General features: G+C 36.8%; 17 protein-coding genes and 1 riboswitch. Of the genes, 7 read left to right on the forward strand and 10 right to left on the reverse strand.

The genetic code is table 11. The features are described from left to right. Positions 1 to 47 precede the first annotated feature (47 nt). Entirely contained in the window at positions 48 to 1,898 is a 1,851-nt protein-coding gene (locus tag KM885_RS07380) for a cation:proton antiporter (RefSeq protein WP_216883736.1), read from the reverse strand. 421 nt (positions 1,899 to 2,319) lie between these two features. Here KM885_RS07380 and recQ point away from each other — a divergent pair, with 421 nt between their 5' ends. Next, on the forward strand, positions 2,320 to 4,461 hold the full coding sequence (gene recQ, locus KM885_RS07385) for a DNA helicase RecQ (RefSeq protein ID WP_204798664.1): 2,142 nt from the start codon (positions 2,320 to 2,322) through the stop codon (positions 4,459 to 4,461). Between the two features lie 576 nt (positions 4,462 to 5,037). Here the strand turns inward: recQ and KM885_RS07390 are convergent. After that, a complete protein-coding gene (locus KM885_RS07390; RefSeq protein WP_204798663.1) occupies positions 5,038 to 6,264 on the reverse strand; it encodes an aminopeptidase in 1,227 nt (408 codons plus the stop codon). Positions 6,265 to 6,438: 174 nt separating this feature from the next. Here KM885_RS07390 and KM885_RS07395 point away from each other — a divergent pair, with 174 nt between their 5' ends. Next, positions 6,439 to 6,765 carry a winged helix-turn-helix transcriptional regulator gene (locus KM885_RS07395; RefSeq protein ID WP_047184494.1) on the forward strand — a complete coding sequence of 109 codons (327 nt, stop codon included), beginning with the start codon at positions 6,439 to 6,441 and terminating at the stop codon, positions 6,763 to 6,765. Between the two features lie 86 nt (positions 6,766 to 6,851). Here KM885_RS07395 and KM885_RS07400 read toward each other — a convergent pair whose 3' ends face one another. From KM885_RS07400 to megL, 3 genes are all read right to left on the reverse strand, one after another. Then, positions 6,852 to 7,355, reverse strand: coding sequence for an acyl-CoA thioesterase (locus KM885_RS07400; protein WP_047184493.1), 504 nt, complete (start codon positions 7,353 to 7,355; stop codon positions 6,852 to 6,854). A 19-nt stretch (positions 7,356 to 7,374) separates the two neighbouring features. Then, positions 7,375 to 8,817, reverse strand: a complete 1,443-nt coding sequence (cls, locus tag KM885_RS07405; RefSeq protein ID WP_204798826.1) for a cardiolipin synthase — start codon at positions 8,815 to 8,817, stop codon at positions 7,375 to 7,377. 175 nt (positions 8,818 to 8,992) lie between these two features. After that, on the reverse strand, positions 8,993 to 10,180 hold the full coding sequence (gene megL / locus KM885_RS07410; protein ID WP_204798827.1) for a methionine gamma-lyase: 1,188 nt from the start codon (positions 10,178 to 10,180) through the stop codon (positions 8,993 to 8,995). A 302-nt stretch (positions 10,181 to 10,482) separates the two neighbouring features. Continuing rightward, positions 10,483 to 10,600: riboswitch (SAM riboswitch) on the forward strand. Positions 10,601 to 10,721: 121 nt separating this feature from the next. On the opposite strand from megL, the gene KM885_RS07415 reads away from it, so the two are divergent. From KM885_RS07415 to KM885_RS07425, 3 genes are all read left to right on the forward strand, one after another. Next, positions 10,722 to 12,407 (forward strand): PLP-dependent aspartate aminotransferase family protein, encoded by a 1,686-nt coding sequence (locus KM885_RS07415; RefSeq protein WP_204798828.1) that lies wholly within the window; start codon positions 10,722 to 10,724, stop codon positions 12,405 to 12,407. Positions 12,408 to 12,684: 277 nt separating this feature from the next. Then, a complete protein-coding gene (locus KM885_RS07420) occupies positions 12,685 to 13,623 on the forward strand; it encodes an SGNH/GDSL hydrolase family protein (RefSeq protein WP_204798372.1) in 939 nt (312 codons plus the stop codon). Between the two features lie 5 nt (positions 13,624 to 13,628). Further along, a complete protein-coding gene (locus KM885_RS07425) occupies positions 13,629 to 14,261 on the forward strand; it encodes a YpmS family protein (RefSeq protein WP_047184500.1) in 633 nt (210 codons plus the stop codon). Positions 14,262 to 14,295: 34 nt separating this feature from the next. On the opposite strand, the gene KM885_RS07430 is transcribed toward KM885_RS07425, so the two are convergent. Then, a complete protein-coding gene (locus tag KM885_RS07430) occupies positions 14,296 to 14,910 on the reverse strand; it encodes a hypothetical protein (RefSeq protein WP_047184488.1) in 615 nt (204 codons plus the stop codon). Between the two features lie 241 nt (positions 14,911 to 15,151). Between KM885_RS07430 and KM885_RS07435 the strand changes: the two genes are divergently transcribed. After that, positions 15,152 to 16,774 (forward strand): ABC-F family ATP-binding cassette domain-containing protein, encoded by a 1,623-nt coding sequence (locus tag KM885_RS07435; RefSeq protein ID WP_047184487.1) that lies wholly within the window; start codon positions 15,152 to 15,154, stop codon positions 16,772 to 16,774. Between the two features lie 799 nt (positions 16,775 to 17,573). On the opposite strand, the gene KM885_RS07440 is transcribed toward KM885_RS07435, so the two are convergent. Further along, positions 17,574 to 18,509, reverse strand: coding sequence for an NAD-dependent epimerase/dehydratase family protein (locus KM885_RS07440; protein WP_047185136.1), 936 nt, complete (start codon positions 18,507 to 18,509; stop codon positions 17,574 to 17,576). Positions 18,510 to 18,537: 28 nt separating this feature from the next. Continuing rightward, complete coding sequence (locus KM885_RS07445; protein ID WP_047185137.1) at positions 18,538 to 19,728, reverse strand: glycine C-acetyltransferase; 1,191 nt, start codon at positions 19,726 to 19,728, stop codon at positions 18,538 to 18,540. A 337-nt stretch (positions 19,729 to 20,065) separates the two neighbouring features. Between KM885_RS07445 and KM885_RS18080 the strand changes: the two genes are divergently transcribed. Continuing rightward, positions 20,066 to 20,197 carry a hypothetical protein gene (locus KM885_RS18080; protein ID WP_276516063.1) on the forward strand — a complete coding sequence of 44 codons (132 nt, stop codon included), beginning with the start codon at positions 20,066 to 20,068 and terminating at the stop codon, positions 20,195 to 20,197. A gap of 86 nt (positions 20,198 to 20,283) precedes the next feature. On the opposite strand, the gene KM885_RS07450 is transcribed toward KM885_RS18080, so the two are convergent. Further along, positions 20,284 to 21,084, reverse strand: a complete 801-nt coding sequence (locus tag KM885_RS07450) for a LysM peptidoglycan-binding and 3D domain-containing protein (RefSeq protein ID WP_047185138.1) — start codon at positions 21,082 to 21,084, stop codon at positions 20,284 to 20,286. Positions 21,085 to 21,439: 355 nt separating this feature from the next. After that, a complete protein-coding gene (locus tag KM885_RS07455) occupies positions 21,440 to 22,612 on the reverse strand; it encodes an iron-containing alcohol dehydrogenase (RefSeq protein WP_047185139.1) in 1,173 nt (390 codons plus the stop codon). Positions 22,613 to 22,616 lie beyond the last annotated feature (4 nt).

A 22,616-nucleotide genomic window follows, 5' to 3' on the forward strand; every position in this document is an offset into this window, starting at 1 on the left:
TCACTTCTCATGATATCGTCGTGTATTCGAGCTGCTTCTTTTACCTATTACACATCATCTGATTGTTCTCTCACCTTATCTAACTTTGCCTGAATCTTTTCTTTTTCTTTAAGTGGTGGGGTTAGACTAACGATGGTGTCTCCTGTGGATGGAATGGTCCGCATTTCCTCTGAGAAAAACTTCAAGACACCATTTGGTTTAATTAAATACAAGAATACGGTTGAATCATCTTTTTCATCTAGATATTGTTTCAGGCCATATTGTTCCGTTAATGTCGTTCTACGGAAAACAAAGCCTTTTTCTATTTTTTCATTTAGAACTTCGATGGAGAACTTCCTGTCAAACAAAATTCTTCCTCCAACTCTAGAAACAACTCCAGTAGAGTTATCCACTACATCGTATGGACTAATTTTAAAGACATTTGTCCTTCCATATTCAGGAAGGAAAGTCGTACATGTAAGGGAATTATATGCATGGTCATCCGTTGCAGCGAGTAAATAATCATATGGAATCGTGTTTAGCATATGCTCTGTCTGTTCGGAAAGCATATTTCCGCGGTAGAAAGGAACCCCAGCCTTTCTTGCAAGCTTTAAATGCTCCCATGATGAATCAACAATGATAACCGGTATACTTGACTTCTTTAACGAATCCGCCAATCGAACTGTAAATGGGTTACTTCCAATAATCAGTACACCTGGTTTTCCTTCTTCAGATAGACCCAACTTTCTAGCTAACCAACCGATAGAAAAACCATGAGATAGTACAGTAAAGAATACAAGGGCAAAGGTTAATGTTGTCAAGATAGAAGCATCTTGGTACCCAGCATCAAGTAGAATTGTAGCAAAGTAACTAGATACAGTTAATGCAACAATTCCTCTTGGTGCAATCCACCCAAGTAATACTTTTTCATTTAATGATAAAGATGTCCCAATGGTTGATAAAAATATAGACAATGGTCTTACGATGAACATCATTAATAACACATAACCAATAATGTTAGGACTGAAAATGTGTAATAATGTATCCACCTCTAAGGAAGCCGTTAGCATAATAAAAATAGTGGAAATAAGTAATATAGAAATATTCTCTTTAAAATGCCTCATATCGGAAATGGAGCTAATTCCTATGTTTGCTAACGTAATCCCCATCGCAGTAACCGATAATAGACCCGTTTCATGCATGACTAAATCCGCCACTGTAAAACCAAAAATAACAACAACTACAACTGCAGGCGATTTTAAGAATTCCGGTATATGTCCTTCTTCAAACACCCAACCTAAACCTCTTCCAAGTGCCCAACCTAATATAATTGCAAAAACCGAAGCAGTGAAGAACAAGATTAACTGTGAACCATCAGGATTATCTGCTGTAATGAAAGTAATGATTTCAAAAGCAAAAACTGCCACTAATGCTCCAATTGGGTCAACAATAATCCCTTCCCACTTTAATACTTTGGCTGGTCTTGATGTTAATTTTGCTTGTCTTAGTAATGGCATAATAACCGTTGGACCAGTAACAATAAACAGCCCACCAATTACAAAGGCAACCGCCCAAGACAATCCAGCTATATAATGGGCTGTTAGTGAACCTAAAATCCAAGCAATCAGTGCCCCAACTGTAGATATCCGGAAAATTGGCTTTCCAATGCCCTTTAATTCCTTAAAACTTAAATTCAAGCTACCTTCGAATAATATAATAGCCACGGCTACTGAAATAATGGGACTATATAAATCTCCAAAGTCTTCTTCAGGATTAATAATTCCAAAAATTGGCCCTACTATTAAGCCCGTAACAGACATGATAACAATTGCAGGCATTCTATAGCGCCAAGCAAGCCATTGCGAACCTATTCCTAAAATACCAATAAGCGCAATTTCTAGTAGTAATGAAGGACCCATCTCACCCCTCCTAATCAAAAAGTATATAATGGACATTTTATAGATGTCAGATGAGTATGTAAATGAATTTGTCGTTATTTATTAAAATACTATTCTAACCAAACTTCTACGAAAAAGTTCTGTAGAAAGTACTATTCATGTTAAATTATGATAGGATAATATTATTAAAATGGTTTTATCATGTTATGATTATTTTAGCAATGGTTACTATTAATTTAGGGCTATAACAGGTTGTTCAAAAAGTCCGGTGAAAATGACATGCCCCTATGTAGGAGCAGCGTTGCAATAGGACGTGGCGCATTTAGTCGATCTCGGTCTTTTTCTTTGAACACGCACTATAATCTAAAACTATTTATTATTAAAATAACAATCTATAGAAGCAGCAATAGCAATAAGATATATGAAAAAGGAGGATTGTTTCATGCTCACAAAAGAGGAGAAAATTTTACAAACGTATTTTGGCTATGAGACATTTCGGCCTGGTCAAAAGGAAACAATTGAGCATGTCCTACAACGAAATAATACACTTGCTGTCATGCCAACAGGAGGCGGAAAGTCCTTATGTTATCAAATCCCCGGTTTGTCCATGGATGGAACGGCTATCATTATTTCCCCATTAATATCACTCATGAAGGATCAGGTGGATGCACTAAACGCATATGGTATCCCTGCCACTTTTATCAATAGTTCCCTTTCCCAATCTGAGCAGCAACTCCGATTGAATGATGTCATGCAAGGTCGATACAAATTTGTTTACGTTGCACCCGAACGATTTGAATCTGGCCTCTTTGTTAACATCATGAATCAAATACAAATTGCTCTAGTAGCTTTTGATGAAGCTCACTGTATCTCTCAGTGGGGGCATGATTTCAGGCCAAGTTACAGGTCGATTGTAAGTACATTAAAACAAATTTCTAATATTCCTGTGTTTGTAGCACTTACAGCTACCGCAACGGAAGAGGTCATCCACGATATTCAGCACCTTTTACATATCGATCATGTTATCAATACCGGATTTGCCCGTGACAATTTAGCCTTTCACGTTGTTAAGGGGAAAGATAGAACCAGTTATATTCGTACTTTTTTAAACGAACATAAGGTAGAATCTGGGATTATTTATACGGCTACACGTAAGCAAGCAGATAGTTTATATGAACAACTTTCACGACTCGGGTTGTCCGTTGCCAAATATCATGCAGGAATGTCGGAAACAGAGAGAAAAGAAGCACAAAACTCCTTCATTCATGATGAAACGAACGTAATGATTGCTACGAATGCTTTTGGTATGGGAATTGATAAATCGAATGTTCGCTACGTCATTCATTATGCGATGCCAATGAATATTGAATCGTATTATCAGGAAGCTGGAAGGGCCGGTCGAGATGGAGAGCCGAGTGATTGCATATTGCTTTTCTCCCCGCAGGATGTACAACTGCAAAAATTTCTGATTGAGCAATCCTTGATGGACGAGTCAGCGAAACAAAATGAATATCGAAAATTACAAGAAATGATGAATTATTGCCACACTCACAGCTGCCTGCAAGATTTCATATTAGATTATTTTGATGATAATCAATCAGAAAAAAATTGTGGCCGTTGCAGTAACTGTATTCAAGGACAAGAAAAGACCGACATCACAGAAGAAGCACAAAAAATACTCTCTTGTGTCAAACGAATGGGTGAACGGTTTGGCGTTACGATGACAGCAAAAGTATTAAAAGGATCGAAGGATAAGAAGATTTATACATTTGGATTGAATAAATTAACTACCTATGGTCTCATGTCTAACTATACTGAAAAGGAGATCACAGAGCAGATTCAACTCCTTATTGCTGAACGAATGCTTTCAACCGAAGAGGGAAAATATCCTACTCTAAAACTGAATCAAAAATCTGTTGATATTTTGAAAGGGAAAGAAAGTGTTTGGATGTTCGCACCAACCATTCCTAATAGCGAAGAAACAGATTTCTTTGAAGATTTATTCTCGAGTCTTCGCTCTCTTCGTAAGAAAATTGCAGATGAAGAAGGAATTCCACCATATATTTTATTTTCAGACGCAACATTAAAAGAGCTAAGTCGTTATTTTCCAACAACAAGGGAAGATATGCTTGCCATTAAAGGGATAGGTGAAAAGAAATTTGAGCAATATGGAGAAGCTTTCTTAGAAGTAATCCAACAATGGAGAACTGACCATCCAGATGTAAAAGAAAGAGTTCGCATTACAGATACTAGACCAAGACCGAAAACGAAGAAACAACCTGGAGATGATCAACCAAGTCATCTCATTAGTTACCAAATGTTTCAGTCAGGAAAATCACTAAAGGATATTGCCGCCATACGTGATATGTCTAACCAAACAATTGAAAATCATATTTTTAAAGCATACAAAGATGGATATCCTGTTGCTTGGGACATCTTTTTTAATGAAGAGGAAGAGAAAGTGGTACTAGAAGCTCGAAGTCAAATTACCGAGGAAAAACTTAAGCCATTGAAAGAAGCTTTACCTGAGGATTATAATTACACGATGATAAAAGCGGTGCTTGTGAAAAATGGATGGATGTAATAGAAGGCTATCCCCCAATAGATTTTGGGAGGTAGCCTTTTTTGCTTCTTGTATGATGTGATCAGAATCATGCGCTTCACTCTCAAATGAGCACTCGTAAACACGATGAGTTACCGAATTGGATTTTTTTGCGCTTGTTCCGACACTCATAATCCGATGAGTTACCGAATTAGATTTTTTGGCGCTTGTTCCGGCACTCATAACACCTATGAGTTACCGAATTAGACTTTTTGACGTCTGTTCGGGCACTCATAATGCCAATGAGTTACCGAATTAGATTTTTCGGCGCTTGTTCCGGCACTCATAACACCTATGAGTTACCGAATTAGATTTTTTGGCGCCTGCTCGGGCACTCATAACGTCGATGAGTTACCGAATTAAATTTTTTTGCGCTTGTTCCGGCACTCATAATCCGATGAGTTACCAAATTAGATTTTTTGGCGCTTGTTCCGGCACTCATAACACCTATGAGTTACCGTAAACAACCCAATGGGGAATCCCCCTAGTTTTCACAGGAAGGATTCACCCAAAAAAGCAGGCACAAGGGAAAAGCCTATCCCTTGTGCCTGCTATTATTTATGCCCATGTACCATTTCTAAAAATTGGTTCCACTGTTCCATCTTGCTTGACCCCATCAATATCCAATTCATGAGAGCCTATCATGAAATCCACATGAACAAGGCTATCATTGACACCATGTTTGTGTAGTTCCTCATCTGACATGGTTGAGCCATTTTCTATATTCGTTGGATAAGCCTTTCCAAGTGCGATATGACAAGAAGCATTTTCATCAAATAATGTATTATAGAAAATAAGTCCAGACTGAGAAACCGGAGATTCATGCGGTACTAAAGCTACTTCACCTAATCGACGTGCCCCTCCATCTGAATCTAAAAGATGTTTTAATACTTCTTCCCCTTGCTCGGCCTTAAAATCAACTACTTCCCCGTCTTTGAAAGTTAAACTGAAATGATCAATCACACTTCCACCATAGTTTAATGGCTTCGTACTAGCGACCGTTCCATTCACACCATATTTATGTGGCACGGAGAATACTTCTTCTGTCGGCATGTTAGGATTAAATGTTACTCCTGTTTCTGCTTGAGCAGATCCACCCTTCCATATGTGACCTTCTGGAAGTTCTATTTCTAAGTTCGTACCAGGAGCCTTAAAAATTAATTTCTTGTAATTCTTAGCGTTTAATTCTTCTCTCTTTTCCTTTAATGTTTGATTATGCGCATCCCATGCTGCAACTGGGTCGTCTTGATCGACACGGACAATTTTTAAAATAGCGTCCCATAGACTTTCGATAGCTTCCGCTTTTGTTTTATCTGGGAATATTTTTTGTGCCCAATCGCCTGAAGGAATAGAAATAATAGACCACGGTATTTTATCATTCATTGTATATTTGCGAAAATTTTTCAGGGCCTCTCCTGCTGCTTTGTTTGCCATTGCCACTCGCTTTGGATCAATATTTTGAAGTAAATCAGGATCGGTAGAACGAATGCTTAATACAGCAGCTCCATCCTTAGCATACATATCATGAAGCATGACACGCCATTCTGGGAATGAACCGATAACTTCATCTGGGGCATTCTCATATTTTAATAATGCTAACTCGTCATCTGACCAGTTAATATGTACATCCTTTGCACCAAGTTCATACGCCTTCTTCGCAACTATTCTTGTAAAATCTGCTCCTTCAATCGGTGCATTAATCATTAATGCTTGATTGGGCTGTAAATTTACTCCTGTTTTTAATGCTAATTCTGCATATTTTTCCAGTGATTGATGGTCTACCATCTTTTCCCCTCCAATTAATTAGTTTTACCACTATTATTATTCCACTTTTTCATATGAAATACCTTCTTAATTGCTTATTCCATTTTCTCCAAGTTCTTTACTCATCGTTCAGATTTTGCTAAAATGACATTTAGTTACTTTTAGTAATTAATAGATGAGATTGAGGTGATCAGAATGGAGAAATTATGTCCACGATTTGAAAAAGCAATGGGACTTCTTAGTAAACGCTGGGTTGGTCTTATATTATTTGAATTATTGCAAGGGCCGAAGCGATTTTCAGAGATGGAAACTGATTTGCCTATAAGTGGAAGATTGCTCTCTGATCGTTTAAAGACGCTTGAAAAGGAAGGAATTGTTAAACGTACTATTTACTCTGAATTTCCAGTTCGGATTGAATATAGTCTATCAGATAAAGGGAAAGCTTTAGAACCTGTTATAAAGGAAATTCAAAATTGGGCAGAAGACTTTATCACCTATGAGGAAGTTGAACCAAAGTCATAGAAAATTGACATTTACTATTAGACTTATCATCATTTATTTAACATGAGTGACCATTTTTAGCTGTATGGTCACTCACCCATTCATTTTTAAAATCCAAATTTCTCCGCAAACTCTTTCGAACGTTTTCTTCTTGCTTTACGTTGTTCTGCACGTTCGATAGCCGCTTCATGAAGTGCCCTTTCCTGTTCTGTTTCTGGATAAACGGCAGGAACTACATCTGGTTTTCCATTTTCATCTAATGCCACAAACGTTAAAAATGCGGTATTACACACTCTTTCTTCACTCGTTATTACATTTTCTGTTACTACCTTAACGAAAATCTCCATAGACGTCCGGTGTGCATATGTAACAAATGCTTCTATTGTGATTGTTTGCCCTAATGTTACTGGGGATAAGAAGTCAACAGAGTCCATGGATGCTGTTACAACATTTTTTCTTGCATGCTTTAATGCAGCGATGGACGAGACCTCATCAATATGTGCTAATAACTTTCCACCAAAAAGAGTTCCATGATTATTCGTATCTGGCGGAAGTACAAGTGTTGTTTTTATTGCTCTTGATTCTGAACAAGCCTTTGCTTCTAATTCCATTTCTGTGTATATCCTCCCATTATAGTACCGGTGAAATTAAACGAGAAATCGACTCCTTAAATCGAATCCCGATCGTACGTTTATTATATAGTTTTTCCGTCATCTGCGTAGATAATTTTATATCTTGATTAAAGGCATCCACTAATTGTTTGGAGATTTCTTGGTCATAAATAAATGCATTCACTTCAAAATTAAGTTGGAAACTTCGTACATCAATATTTGCTGTACCCACCGAGGCTATCTTTCCATCAACTACAATTGTCTTGGCATGGAGAAAGCCATTTTGGTAAATATACACTTCCGCACCCGCAGCTAGTAATTCTCCAGAATAAGAAAGTGTTGCCCAATAAACAAATGGATGATCTGGTTTATTCGGAATCATTAACCTAACCTTCACACCGGAAAATGCCGCAATTCTTAATGCGTCAAAAAGACTATTATCAGGAATAAAGTACGGTGTTTGAATGTAAATATATTCCTTAGCTGATAAAATCATTTTAATGTAACCATACTTTATTTGTTCCAACTCTGAATCCGGACCACTCGAAACAATTTGCATTCCTACATTACCACTAGGTTTAGCATTATAATAACGTTTATTATATAAAATATCCCGTCTTGACGCATGGTTCCAATCTAAAACAAACCTTGTCTGTATGCTATTTACTGCATGTCCCTCTATTCGTAAATGGGTATCACGCCAGTAACCGAATTTTTTCTTTTTCCCAAGGTATTCATCACCAATATTAAAACCACCTATATAAGCAATCCTCCCATCAATGATGGCTGCTTTTCGGTGATTCCGATAATTAATTTCAAAGTTAATTTTTAAGAATGTAGAAGGGAAAAATGCCTCAATCTGAACCCCTTCCTTTCGAAGTTTATGGAGGAATTTTTTACTTAACGAACGAGACCCCAAATCATCGTATAGTACACGTACTTCTACTCCTTGCTTCGCTTTCCTTATTAATGTTCTTGCAATTCTTTGTCCGAGCTCATCATTTCGTATTATATAATATTGAAGATGGATATGATCTTCCGCCTTTTCTAAGTCCTCTATTAATGAATCAAACTTTTTTTTTCCATCCGTAAAAATTTGAACATCATTATCCTGGGTAAGAACGGCATCATCATTTCGTAGATGCAAGTAGGCAATATCCGAATACTCCTGCATATTCGGATTATTAAACCGAAACTGATGGTTATGGAAAACACCCATCTGATCCTTTACTGACTTCCTGAACGCTATCCATGTTTTTCGATCCCAGGTAAAAATACGTTTTCTATATAGGGAGCGGCCAAAAATTAAATAGAGGATAAAGCCTAAAATCGGAATAAATAAAAGTACCATTAACCAAGCCCAAGTCGATGGTGGGTTTTTCCTTTCAAGAAAAACAATAGAAATACCTAATAAAATGTTCATTACGATGATAAAAGCGAATAAAAAAGTTAGTATTCCCATTGTTTCACCTCTTCCTATAGGAATAATATATCCATATTATACTTACTTTTCCTTCATTTAACTAATTATAAGAACGATGCATTGAAGTTTAGTATTCCATCCATATTGTTTCATATTCCATTCTACCACGCCCAATCCCCGCTTTCTTTGATTCGGCATGTGGATATTCAATTCCTTATTTCAACTGATCTAATGCTTGTTTTAAATCGTCCCAAATGTCTGGCCATGCTTCCAAACCAACCGATAATCGAATTAATTGATCTGTAATCCCCATCTTTTTACGAGATTCTTCAGGTACTACAGCATGAGTCATCGTTGCTGGATGTTGAATGAGTGATTCTGCGTCACCTAGACTAACCGCAATTTTTATCATCGATAAAGCATTAAGAAATTGTTGTGCATCTTTTTTGTTTCCCTTAATCTCAAAAGATACCATTCCCCCACCTTTTCTCATTTGTTTCTTCCCTATACGGAAGTCAGGATTTGTTGAATCATGTGGATAGAATACGTTATCCACTTTCGGGTGATTTTTGAGATGTTCCATGATCTTCTTCGCATTTTCGCAATGGCGATCCATACGTAAAGGCAATGTCTTTAACCCACGAATTAAAAGCCAGGCATCAAACGGGGACATAACCCCACCAATGTCTTTTAAAGTAGTTAATGCAACCTTATCCACAAATTCCTTCTTCCCAACCACGAGTCCTGCTATCACATCTCCATGCCCGCCAATATATTTCGTTGCACTATGAATGACAACATCACAACCTAAATCAAGTGGTTTCTGTAAATAAGGAGTGGAAAAGGTATTATCCACAACAACTGGAATATCAAATTCCTTGGCAACCTTGGAAACCATTTCTAAATCTACTAAACGCATCGTCGGGTTAATCGGAGTTTCAATATAAATGACCGCTGTTTCAGGTTTTACTTTGGAGCGGATTTCTTCTTCGGTGTCCATATTTGAAAAATCAACTTTCATGTTATACTTATCCTTCATCATGGTTAAAAGACCAAACGTACACCCATATAAACCTGAAGAGCATAAGATATGATCGTTTGCTTTTGATAAGGCGATTAGTACAGCCGAGACTGCTGCCATCCCTGAACTAAAAGCTAGTCCCCGCTCCCCATTTTCTAACGTAGCTATCTTTTTTTCCAAAATAGTTACAGTAGGATTTCCAAGTCTCGAATATATATACCCATCTTCTTTCCCCGAAAAACGCAACTCCCCTTGTTCTGCTGAATCAAATGTAAAAGTTGACGTCTGAAAAATGGGTGGTGCCAAACTTCCTAACATTTCTTTATCCTCATAACCATCGTGAATAATTGCTGTTTCTATATGTTTATATTTCTTTCCCATCCGTCCTTATCCCCCTTCCATTTCCATACTTATATATATGCATTTAGTTAAGTTTCATTGAATAGGTTTAAAAAAACTTAAGCCCCTGAAAATACAATAGTTAGAATACTAAATGTATAAAGAAAAACAACCATCTGTGGAGGTTTTCCTCCATCCCCTTAGTCGGATTTTTACGGACAGTTGATCTCCCACCTACCTTTTTTGTTCCCCCAGAAGCTTGAGGTAAGATAAAATTATTTATTTTTTTGAAATGTATTGACAAATAGAATCCCGACCATTATACTAAGCATTAATCAATAAATCTCTTATCAAGAGCGGTGGAGGGAATAGGCCCTTTGAAGCCCGGCAACCTGAAAGTTAGTAACTCTTACTTTTCTACGGTGCTAAATCCTACAGGTCACATGAACTGGAAGATAAGAGGAGGATCGGCTATTTGTATAAATAGAAGCCCTCTTCTTAGGAAGAGGGCTTTTTTTCATCCCCTCTACCTCCAGATTTGGAATAGTAACATACCAATCAAACACTCAAGGAGGAATTATCTATGTCTAAATTCGATTTACAAAACCCTGAAACATTATTACTTCATGCAGGTCAAGAGGTTGATCCAACAACCGGCTCACGTGCGGTTCCGATTTATCAAACAACTTCTTATGTTTTCCGTGATACCGAGCATGCGCAAAATTTATTTGGTTTAGCAGAACCTGGTAATATTTACTCTCGAATCATGAATCCTACATTGGATGCGTTTGAACAACGAATAGCAGCTTTAGAAGATGGTGTTGGTGCCCTGTCGCTATCATCAGGAATGGCGGCCATAACATTTGCTATTTTGAATATTGCAGAAGCCGGAGATGAGATTGTGGCCGACAGCAACCTATATGGTGGTACATACAATCTTTTTGCTAATACTCTTCCAAAGTATGGCATCAACGTTAAATTTGTAGATGGAACAAACCCTGAAGCAGTAAGAGCTGCTATCAACGAAAAAACAAAGGCCGTTTTTGGTGAAATTATTACAAATCCAAGTTTACAAGTATTCGATGTAGAAACCATTGCGGACATTGCTCATGAGAATGGAATTCCGTTAATCATTGATAACACATTTGCAACTCCATACGTTACAAAACCAATCTCATGGGGGGCAGATATCGTTGTACATTCCGCCACAAAATGGATTGGTGGTCATGGTACTACCATTGGCGGTGTCGTTGTAGATGGTGGACGTTTTGATTGGGGGAATGGGAAATTCCCAGGGTTTACAGAACCTGATGAAAGCTATAATGGGTTAAAATATGCAGACCTTGGCCCAGCAGCATTTATTACAAAATTACGTGTCCAATTATTACGTGACATAGGCGCGTGTTTAAGTCCACAAAATGCTTTCCTATTTTTACAAGGATTGGAGACCTTACATTTACGCATTAAGCAACATACGAAAAATGCACAAGTAGTTGCCGAATACCTAAACAATCACCCAGCAGTCGAGTGGGTTAACTATCCTGGATTAGAAAATCACCCATCCCACGAAAAGGCGAAAAAATACCTGAAGGATAGTTTCGGTTCAATCATTACGTTCGGTATTAAAGGTGGACGTGAGGTAGGAAGAAAGCTTATTGACAATATTAAATTATTATCTCACGTTGCAAACGTTGGGGATGCGAAATCACTAATTATCCATCCAGCTTCTACTACTCACCAACAATTAAGTGCTGAAGACTTGAAGAAGAGCGGTACATCTGAAGAACTTGTTCGTCTATCTATTGGGCTTGAATCAACAGATGACATCTTAAAAGACCTAGACCAAGCTATTGTAAAAGCTACTGGTGAAGCTCCAGTTATTAAAGAAACAGAAGAGGACGCAATTAAATGGTTACTCTCTTCCCCATTTGACCGTAATGGAGGAATTAGAAAGAAAGTAATTGCAACAACTGTTTCCAACAGTGAAGCGGCAACAAAGTTACAAAAACTCGGGTTTCAAATTGTTTCTATTAACAACTTAGCAGAAATTCCAAATGAAGTAGATGCTTTATGGGTTAAAAGTGCATCCCTATCTGCTTCTTCCATTGAAGATCTTGAGAATAAACAAGTAAAAATTCTTTGGATTGAAGATGAAGAATCCTTTGATTTCGTTGAAAAAGCAAATGGAATTACTGTAATTTCTGGCAAAAATCCATACGATGAACTAAATCGATTAAGGGGTAATATAAACGAAGCAGCTCTTGTGTAATTAGAAGGGAGCTTACAACACTAAAACTGAAAATCATACAAAAATAGCAGGGCAATTCGTACTTGAATTTGCTCTGCTATTTTAATTATTCTAATATATCTTATCTTGTAAAAAAAGACTTAAACTCTTTTTCTTCTTTCTTGTTTAAATCATATGTTATTGAATAAAATATAAGGGTATAGAAAATATAACATGTTATAATTAACATTCAAATTATTTTTGTGGTGAAACGACTCACACTACCATAAAATAAAGTAAACAACTTAGGTGTGATGACATGAAGCGTAAATATCTTATTATTATAGGAATTTTATTAGTTTTAGCAATCGTATTTATTTCTTATTTAAGTGAATTAAACCCACCTGTTAGCCAGCAAACCTTTAAAAGAGCAGAAGTAACAAACCAAGAGGAAGAACCCTCGAAAGCGGAAGAGCAGACGGAGCCATCTATAGAAAACAGGGATGTGGAAGAACATACACCTAATGAACATACTTCTCTTCAAGAGGAAAGGCCCCTTCCAGACAGGATATCTGAAGTACTAGAAACCACCTTAAACTTCTTCTTGTCTAATCATACACGAGTTGTCGCAATTGGGGACTCCTTAACGCAAGGTGTAGGCGATGAAACAAACCAAGGTGGATATGTTGGAATATTGGAACGAACGATTAATGAAAATAATGAAATAGCAAAATTTGAAAACTACGGAAAGCGCGGAAACCGCTCGAACCAATTGTTAGAACGGTTAAATGAAAGGGAAATCCGTTCTTCTATTAAAAGGGCTGACATTGTCCTCGTTACCATTGGGGCAAATGATATTATGCAAGTTGCAAAAGAGAATATTATGAATTTAAAACTTAACGATTTTATTGAGCAAAGAGGCCATTACGAACAGAACCTCAGAAAAATCGTAAATATAATAAGGAATTTAAATGGAAATGCTGAAATTTACCTTGTTGGTTTCTATAATCCATTTGAAAAGTATTTTCAAGACATTGATGAGTTAAACACTATTGCGGAAACTTATAATAGCACAACAGAAAGCATTGCCGAAATGAATGATCATGTAACGTTTGTCCCAACCAGCGATTTATTCCGGGACACAGATACGAGTTTATTTTCGGAAGATAACTTTCATCCCAATTATCAGGGGTATCGCAAAATTGCTGAACGGGTATTGGAATATATATCACATGACATTATGAGTGAAGAGAGTTGAAAACCATGAATACACAAGAAGGGACAAAAAACGAAAATAATAAGTGGAAAAAGCTATTTTACAGTTTATTAGGTTTCAATATCCTGGTCTTCATAGTTCTTCTTATTCTTATTTTTTGGCCTGTATCTGAATTGAATCCAAAGCCACATTCAGAAGACATAATAAATGAAAGTTCGGAGTTTGTAGTTCGAACAACAAAACAAAATCTAAATGAATTGATTAATGCCTACCTTGAACAGGTGCTTCATAATTCAAGACATCAATACCGTATTCTACTAGAAGACGATGTACAGTTAAGAGGAGAACTACCTGTTTTTAATACAACAGTTCCTCTTTCCGTTCATCTAGAACCATTTGTTCAAGAAAATGGTGACATCATATTGAAACAGCGTTCCATTTCAATTGGCTTATTGGAATTACCCAATCGGAAAATAATGGAATATATGGGGAAATATTTAGATATGCCCGAGTGGGTTACCATTAATCCAAAGAACGAAGAAATATATGTTGCAGTAACAGATATGGATATCAAAAGTAATTTCAACGTGTCGGTAGAACGGATAGATTTAGAAGCAAATGATTTGGCATTCCGTATACAAATTCCATACAAAACGTTGGGAATAGATGCATTAGAATAGTTAGGCTTTTAGGCGAAAAAATAGCGAAGGGAATTCACCCCTTCGCTATTTTAATACGTTTTAACTTTTTAGATAGATAGAATGGTAGAAAAAAACGCTGAAGTTGCTCTTCTTCTTCCATCTCCTCTTTATAATAACTTTCAAGAACTCCCTTATACATTAAATGAAGGCCTTCCAGCATTCGTATATCTTCTGGCTTCACGAAACAAATAGACTTTGAAAATTGAATTTGTTTTACTTCATTTAGTAGAGAAGCAATAAACTGAGAACAGAAAAAGGCATTCCTGCGCTTCCATTCAATTTGTAAAAGAACACCAAATAATCCAATAAAATTGTATTTATAAGCATCTTTTTTCGCTTCCATTTCACAAATTCGTTCCAAAATTCGATGATACTCCAAATCTTCTACAGCAAGTTGATAAATCTCACATTCCGATTTTCTTAGAAAACCACAACGGACATCTTCTTTCACAAATCCACCAATAAAAGGATTTCTCACATTTTTACGCCCAAAACTATAAACATCTATTAATTGTTGATCAAAACTAATAGATACATGGGTTAACGATTGACCTGTAAACAACCGAATCACTCTCGCTAACAAGGTACCCGTATTCGTAAACAATAAGTATATTACTTTCTCTTCCATGACTTTCCCTCTTCTCTTATATGAGTTTATTCGGAATACCTTAAGCTTTTATGTTTTATATATCTCTTTCATACATTCCTAAACGGGCGCTTCCGCTTTTTTATAATATGACAGTTTTTTTATATTTTTCAATAGTTATTTTACGGCTGTTCTATAATAATTGTTACTTTTCATTGACGTATCTAGTGAAATGACGTAAGCTAACTTTGATTACTTTTTAAATTGGAGGCAGTTTAGTTACATGATTACGGTTACGAATGTAAGTTTACGATATGGCGATAAAAAATTATTTGAAGATGTAAATCTAAAATTCACTCCCGGAAATTGTTATGGTGTAATCGGTGCGAATGGTGCAGGTAAATCGACGTTCCTAAAAATTTTATCTGGTGAAATCGAACCTCAATCAGGCAATGTATCTCTAACTCCAGGTGAACGTCTTGCTGTTCTAAAACAGGACCACTTCGCTTATGAAGATCATCAAGTATTGGACACCGTATTAATGGGCCATGAGCGCCTATATAAAGTAAAGCAAGAAAAAGATGCTATTTACATGAAAGGTGACTTTACCGAAGAAGATGGTATGCGTGCTGCAGAACTCGAAGGTGAATTTGCTGAAATGAACGGTTGGGAAGCTGAATCTGATGCTGCTGTTCTATTAAAAGGACTTGGTATTGATGAATCCCTTCATATGCTAACTATGTCAGAGCTTACTGAGGACGATAAAGTGAAAGTATTGCTTGCCCAAGCTTTATTTGGTAACCCTGATATTCTTCTACTGGACGAGCCTACGAATGGTCTTGATATTCAAGCAATTCAGTGGTTGGAAGAGTTCCTCATTAACTTTGAAAATACTGTTATCGTAGTATCCCACGATCGTCACTTTTTAAATAAAGTGTGTACACACATTGCTGACGTTGACTTTGGTAAAATCCAAATTTATATTGGAAACTATGACTTCTGGTATGAATCAAGCCAGTTAGCTACAAAGATGGCACAAGAAGCTAATAAGAAAAAGGAAGAAAAGATTAAGGAATTGCAAGCATTTATTGCTCGATTCAGCGCAAATGCATCTAAATCAAAACAAGCAACTTCTCGTAAAAAATTACTAGATAATATTACATTGGATGATATTAAACCATCTTCTCGTAAATATCCTTACATTGCCTTTACCCCTGAAAGAGAGATTGGAAATGACTTACTACGTGTGGAAGGATTAACAAAAACGATTGGTGGCAAGAAAGTTTTAGACAATGTGAGCTTTACGTTAAATAAAGATGATAAAGTTGCTTTTGTTGGTCCGGATGATATTGCCAAAACAACTCTATTTAAAATTTTAATGGGTGAGATGGAACCTGATGCAGGTAGTTTTAAATGGGGAGTAACTACTTCTCAGTCTTATTTCCCTAAAGATAACTCGGAGTTCTTTGAAAACAGCGATCTCACTTTAGTAGATTGGCTCCGTCAATTTTCACCTGAAGATGAAACAGAAACATTCCTACGTGGATTTTTAGGTAGAATGTTGTTCTCTGGGGAACAAGCTTTGAAAAAGGCAAATGTTCTATCTGGTGGAGAAAAAGTTCGCTGTATGCTTTCTAAAATGATGTTATCCCATGCAAATGTGTTAATCATGGATGAACCGACAAACCACTTAGATCTTGAATCGATTACATCTCTAAATAATGGTTTAATGAAGTTTAAAGGGTCTATCTTATTTACCTCCCATGACCATCAATTCGTTAATAGTATTGCAAACCGTTTGATTGAAATCACACCAAACGGCTTGATTGATAAAGAAATGAGTTATGATGAATACGTGCGAGATAAGAAATTACAGAAACAAATTAAAGAAATGTATGCAAGCTAATTCTTTAGCACTCCCAATATTTATAAGGGAGTGCTTTTTGGTTTTTTATAATTCTGTACTTAATATATATCAGCATTCTTTCCTCTGATATCAATACTTCTCAAGATATCAGTACTACTTCTCAGATATCAGCACTACTTCCCAGATATCAGTACTACTTCCCAGATATCAGTACTACCTCCCAGATATCAGCACTACTTCCCAGATATCAGCACTACTTCCCAGATATCAGCACTACTTCCCAGATATCAGCACTACTTCCCAGATATCAGCACTACTTCCCAGATATCAGCACTACTTCCCAGATATCAGCACTACTTCCCAGATATCAGCACTACTTCCCAGATATCAGCACTACTTCCCAGATATCAGCACCACTTCTCTGATATCAGCACCACTTCTCTGATATCAGCACTACTTCTCTGATATCAGCACTACTTCCCAGATATCAGTACTACCTTCCCAGATATCAGCACTACTTCTCTGATATCAGCACTACTTCCCAGATATCAGTACTACCTTCCCAGATATCAGCACTACTTCTCTGATATCAGCACTACTTCCCAGATATCAGTACTACTTCTCAGATATCAGCACTACTTCTCAGATATCAGCACTACTTCTCAGATATCAGCACTACTTCTCAGATATCAGTACTACTTCTCAGATATCAGTACTACTTCTCAGATATCAGTACTACTTCTCAGATATCAGTACTACTTTTCAGATATCAGTACTACTTCTCAGATATCAGATATCTGCAGGTCGTACACCTTTAGTCATACAAGGAGCAACCTCTCTATTTCCCCTTAATTTTTCGAAACATATCCTCCGTCGTTTTTTCTAGGTCAAATTTGGGTTGGAATCCCCATTCCCTTTTTGCTGCAGTACAGTCTAATTGATTTGGCCAGCTATCAGCTATTTTTTGCCGGATTGGGTCTATTTTATAATCAAGTTGAAAATGGGGAATATGTTTACGGATTGCTTGTGCAAAATCCTTTGGTGCTGCGGCAAATGAGGAGATATTGTAGGCATTTCGATTCTTTAGTTTATTAGAGTCCGTTTCCATTAGTTGTATAATGGCATCTAATGCATCTGGTATATACATCATGTCTAGCGTCGTATCCTTTTTAAGATAAGATGTATATGCACCTCTTTCTAATGCAGCATGATATATTTCTACTGCATAATCTGTCGTCCCTCCCCCTGGTTCATTATGTGAAATGATCCCTGGGAAGCGAATTCCTCTTGTATCCATCCCATACTTTTTAAAATAATAATCACATAGTAATTCCCCTGCTGTTTTATTAATACCATACATGGTTATCGGCCGTTGAATGGTAAGTTGAGGTGTGTTTTCTTTTGGAGTGGAGTGGCCAAATGCCGCAATAGAGCTTGGAGTAAAAAATTGAAGATCCATTTCTCGAGCTATTTCTAATCCATTGAGCAAACCTGTCATATTGGTTCTCCATGCTTCTAATGGTATGAATTCTGCCTTTGCTGATAGTATAGAAGCTAAATGGATGATTGTATCCACGTTATGCCTTTTCGCTATAGCCGAAAACTCCTTACCTTCCGTTACATCCATTTTTTCAAATGGTCCTTCCTCTTGCGCCATCAAAGAATTTCGAATATCGGCTGCAATGACACTAGAAATACCATAAATCGTTCGTAGTTGTTCTACAAGTAAGGAGCCGATTTGACCGAGTGCACCAGTAACTAAGATACGCTTCATATTGGAACCTCCTTCTTTACAAGCTTTTTTAAATCAACCCCATTTCCCTTCCGACCTTTTCATATGCTGCTAGGGTTCGATCAAGCATTTCCTTCGTATGTGCGGCAGTTGGCATGTTCCGGATTCGCCCTGTTCCCTTTGGTACGGTAGGGAAGACGATTGATTTAGCATAAACACCTTCATCATACAGTCGGTTACTAAATAGTTGTGTCACCTTTTCATCACCGATTATACAAGGTGTAATCGGCGTTTCACTTTTGCCTATGTTAAAACCTAACTTTACGAGCCCATGTTTTAAATAATTACCATTTTCCCAAAGCGCTTGATTCAATTCCTTAGAGTCCATTAATAATTCAATCGCCTTTATGCTAGCCGCTATATCTGCTGGGGATAAAGCTGTTGAAAACAGAAACGGTCGGGAGCGTGCTTTCAACCAATCAATTAAGACCTTTTTTCCAGCAACGTATCCACCTACTACCCCAATCGCCTTTGATAGTGTTCCAATTTGAAAGTCTATCTTTTCCTCTAATCCAAATTGCTTCACTGTTCCATAGCCGTTGCCTGTAACACCAGACCCATGTGCATCATCTACATAGGTAATTAAATTTAATTCTTCGGCAATATCCACAATATCAGGAAGTTTCGCTATATCTCCATCCATAGAAAAGACACCATCTGTAATAATCATCATTTTCTCGTATTTTCCTAAAGAAATTGCTTGTTTCGCCTTTTTCCTTAAGTCATCCATGTCCGAATGCTCATACCGGATAATCGTTGCCTTTGATAGTCGGCATCCGTCAATGATTGATGCATGATTTAAAGCATCAGAAAAAATAACATCACGCTTATCCATTACAGCGGAAATGGCCGCCATATTACAATTAAATCCCGATTGATAAGCAATTGCCGCTTCTGTCCCTTTAAATTCAGCTAATTTATTTTCTAATTTATCATGAAGATCCAGTGTCCCATTGATTGTACGTACAGCTCCAGATCCAACCCCGTGGGAACCTATAGCTTCCTGAGCAACCTTTTTTAATCTTGGATCCGTTGCAAGTCCTAAATAATTATTAGATGATAGGTTAATGAAACTTTTATTGCCAATGGTTATCATTGGGCCGTTCGCTCCATAAACCGTATCGATTTCATTATAGAGTCCATTTTTCTTCAGATTCGCCAAATTACTTTCTAAAAATAACCTTAATAAATGATTTGCCATTGTATTGCCCCCTTATTAACATCATATTCATGACACTGCTTACGTTTTCGTCATTGGAAGAAATTTATTAGAAATCTAGGATAAAGAAGACTTCCATAAGTGGGGGGTTCCTTCATCCCTTACTGATGGTTAGGATCTTTACAGGCAGTTGATCACTCACCTACCTTCTTTATTTCCCCAGAAGCTTGAGGTGGGTCTTACTACCCGTTTAGGTGGGGTAAAAGTAGAAACTATGAGATTACTTGTTTATATTTTAGAATATGAAAGATTTCCCTGTGGTTAATTCCCTTCATTTCTATTATAATACATGTAGTACATTTGATGGAGGGCAACTAGAATGCGTAAGGTTTTATTGGGACTGTTTGTATTAGTTATATTGTCAGTCGGAACGTTTGGGGTTATGAAGTCAACAGACGAACCAACAGAGATCATCGAGGATAACGGGGTGTCTACGGAAGTTCACTTTTAATAGAAATCTATTTTAATCACAAACCCCGTGGAAAATTTAAAGAAGGAATACCACTATCCTGCCAGGTATTCCTTCTTTTTATCATCTTATAAAATTGTTATGTCAAGAGTACGTGTTCCCCACTCTTTGGCTTTATCTACATTTGGAATAAATACATCAATTCGATTACCTTTAATGGCACTTCCAATATCAGCTGCTACTGCTTCTCCATAACCCTCTACATAAACTTTTGATCCTAATGGGATAACATCTGGGTCTACGGCAATTACTTTTGCATCTGGATTGCTATTCAAATCCATACCAGTATATGTAACACCTGAACAACCTTCACAATCAGCAGTATATGCAGTTGCTTTTACCGTTATTGTTTTTCCTTCTGGCTTATCATCAGAAACATCAGCTTGTACTGGTTTTTCTTCTTGTTTTACTTCGTTATCTGCTTTTTGTTCTTCGTTTTCTTCTTTTTGTACTTCATTATCTGCTTTTACTTCTTCTTTTTGAACTTTATTCGGCTCTTCTTTTGCGATATTTTTATTAGATAATTCTTTAATATGAAGTTCTTGACCTTCAATAATAGTATCAGACTTTAGATTATTCCAATCTTTTAAATCGTCTACCGTTACACCATATTGATTGGCAATACTAGTTAAAGAATCTCCGCTTTCTACTACATATGTTTCATTTAATAATAGAATTTGTTTCGGATGAATAACTGTTGTTTTTAAATCATTTAAATCTATTAAATCATCAACTGATGTATTATTTTCATTTGCTATTTCCCAGAGACTATCCCCTGTTTGAACTTCGTATTCCTCCGCTGATACGGTTGTTACAGTTGCTGTTAACATCATAAATCCAGCAAAAAATCCTGCTACTAACTTTCTCATTTGGATTCCTCCTTTTAAGTCTAGATTAATCCTATCATAGCTTCATAGAGAAAACAGTAACAGTACAATTAAGAGTTTATGACAAACATTACGAGTGTCTTGTATTTTGTATCATTTGTAATATTTTTGATACATTTGCACTAGTTTTGTCTATTAATATTACAAATAATAAATAGTAATGTTGCTTTGAAAATTAAGGGAATTTTCATTTAATTGCACCAGCCACCCGTACATAACCTATGTTTCCATCGTATAGTTAATAAGTAAACATTTAAATATAAAAAGGAAGCACAGCTATAAAAACTGTACTTCCTTTTATTACCTGGGAAATATTTGTCGAACTTTGTTCCACAAGTTATAAACTTGCTTTAAAGATTTCAATGGAATCTTGCTTCGTTAACTTTTTAAAGTTACCAAATTGAGGACGGGAAACTACCGTTTTTTCCGCCATTAGCTCAATAGAAGTTTCGTCGATATCATAATCCGCTAGTCTAGATGGTGCACCGATACTCTTCCAAAATTCGCTTAGTCTATCAATTCCTTCTAATGCCACTTGTTTATCCGTTTTGTTTGATGGGTCAACATGAAATACATTTTCAGCCAATTGTTTAAAGCGATGTACATTTTCATCATCTAAAACATGTCTCATCCAGTGAGGGAAAAGAATGGCTAGTCCTCCGCCATGCGGTATATCGTGCACAGCTGATACGGCATGCTCTAGGTTATGTGTTGCCCAATCACCTGCATACCCCATATTTAACATATTGTTTAATGCTAATGTACCAGCTAAAAGAATCGTTTCTCGATGTTCATAACTATCTAGATTCTCTAAGAGCTTTGGCGCCGTTTCTATAACTGTTGTAAGGATACCTTCACAAAATCGATCTTGTATTGGTGTATTTGGCGTTTGATGGAAATAATGCTCTAGTACATGTGACATCATATCTACTATTCCATAGATTGTTTGGTCACGGGGAACCGACATCGTATGTTCTGGGTCCAAAATAGAAAACTTCGGAAACGTGTATGGAATGGCATTCCATCCATGTTTTTCATTTGTCTCCCAATTCGTAATGACGGAACCAGCATTCATCTCAGAACCTGTTGCAGCTATTGTTAAAATGGTACCAAAAGGTAATGCATCCTTAGCACGGGCCTTTTTCGTTACAATATCCCACATATCCACATCGGTTTTCGCACCTACTGCAATAGCTTTCGTGCAATCAATTGTACTACCTCCACCAACCGCTAAAATAAACTCAATTCCTTCATTTTTACAGATTTCTACACCTTTTCGAACGGTAGTGATTCGTGGATTTGGCTCTACTCCTGAGAGTTCAAATACTTCTGCATTGATTTCTGATAATTTCTCTAAAACATTATCGTAAATACCATTACGTTTAATGCTTCCTCCACCATAAACTAACAAAACCTTCTTCCCATATCTCTCCACTTCTTTTGGTAAAGTATCTAGTTGTCCTTTTCCGAAAATTAATTTTGTTGGATTATAGTACTTGAAATTATCCATGCTT

The sequence above is a fragment of the Oceanobacillus caeni genome (assembly GCF_019037185.1).
GTDB lineage: Bacteria > Bacillota > Bacilli > Bacillales > Amphibacillaceae > Oceanobacillus > Oceanobacillus caeni.

Coding starts and splice junctions, on each gene's coding strand:
- KM885_RS07420 (WP_204798372.1), top strand. CDS start 12,685: ATGAAGCGTAAATATCTTATTATTATAGGAATTTTATTAGTTTTAGCA.
- KM885_RS07400 (WP_047184493.1), bottom strand. CDS start 7,355: ATGGAATTAGAAGCAAAGGCTTGTTCAGAATCAAGAGCAATAAAAACA.
- KM885_RS07390 (WP_204798663.1), bottom strand. CDS start 6,264: ATGGTAGACCATCAATCACTGGAAAAATATGCAGAATTAGCATTAAAA.
- KM885_RS07435 (WP_047184487.1), top strand. CDS start 15,152: ATGATTACGGTTACGAATGTAAGTTTACGATATGGCGATAAAAAATTA.
- KM885_RS07415 (WP_204798828.1), top strand. CDS start 10,722: ATGTCTAAATTCGATTTACAAAACCCTGAAACATTATTACTTCATGCA.
- KM885_RS07440 (WP_047185136.1), bottom strand. CDS start 18,509: ATGAAGCGTATCTTAGTTACTGGTGCACTCGGTCAAATCGGCTCCTTA.
- KM885_RS07450 (WP_047185138.1), bottom strand. CDS start 21,084: ATGAGAAAGTTAGTAGCAGGATTTTTTGCTGGATTTATGATGTTAACA.
- KM885_RS07425 (WP_047184500.1), top strand. CDS start 13,629: ATGAATACACAAGAAGGGACAAAAAACGAAAATAATAAGTGGAAAAAG.
- KM885_RS07430 (WP_047184488.1), bottom strand. CDS start 14,910: ATGGAAGAGAAAGTAATATACTTATTGTTTACGAATACGGGTACCTTG.
- cls (WP_204798826.1), bottom strand. CDS start 8,817: ATGGGAATACTAACTTTTTTATTCGCTTTTATCATCGTAATGAACATT.
- KM885_RS18080 (WP_276516063.1), top strand. CDS start 20,066: ATGCGTAAGGTTTTATTGGGACTGTTTGTATTAGTTATATTGTCAGTC.
- recQ (WP_204798664.1), top strand. CDS start 2,320: ATGCTCACAAAAGAGGAGAAAATTTTACAAACGTATTTTGGCTATGAG.
- KM885_RS07455 (WP_047185139.1), bottom strand. CDS start 22,612: ATGGATAATTTCAAGTACTATAATCCAACAAAATTAATTTTCGGAAAA.
- megL (WP_204798827.1), bottom strand. CDS start 10,180: ATGGGAAAGAAATATAAACATATAGAAACAGCAATTATTCACGATGGT.
- KM885_RS07445 (WP_047185137.1), bottom strand. CDS start 19,728: ATGGCAAATCATTTATTAAGGTTATTTTTAGAAAGTAATTTGGCGAAT.
- KM885_RS07395 (WP_047184494.1), top strand. CDS start 6,439: ATGGAGAAATTATGTCCACGATTTGAAAAAGCAATGGGACTTCTTAGT.
- KM885_RS07380 (WP_216883736.1), bottom strand. CDS start 1,898: ATGGGTCCTTCATTACTACTAGAAATTGCGCTTATTGGTATTTTAGGA.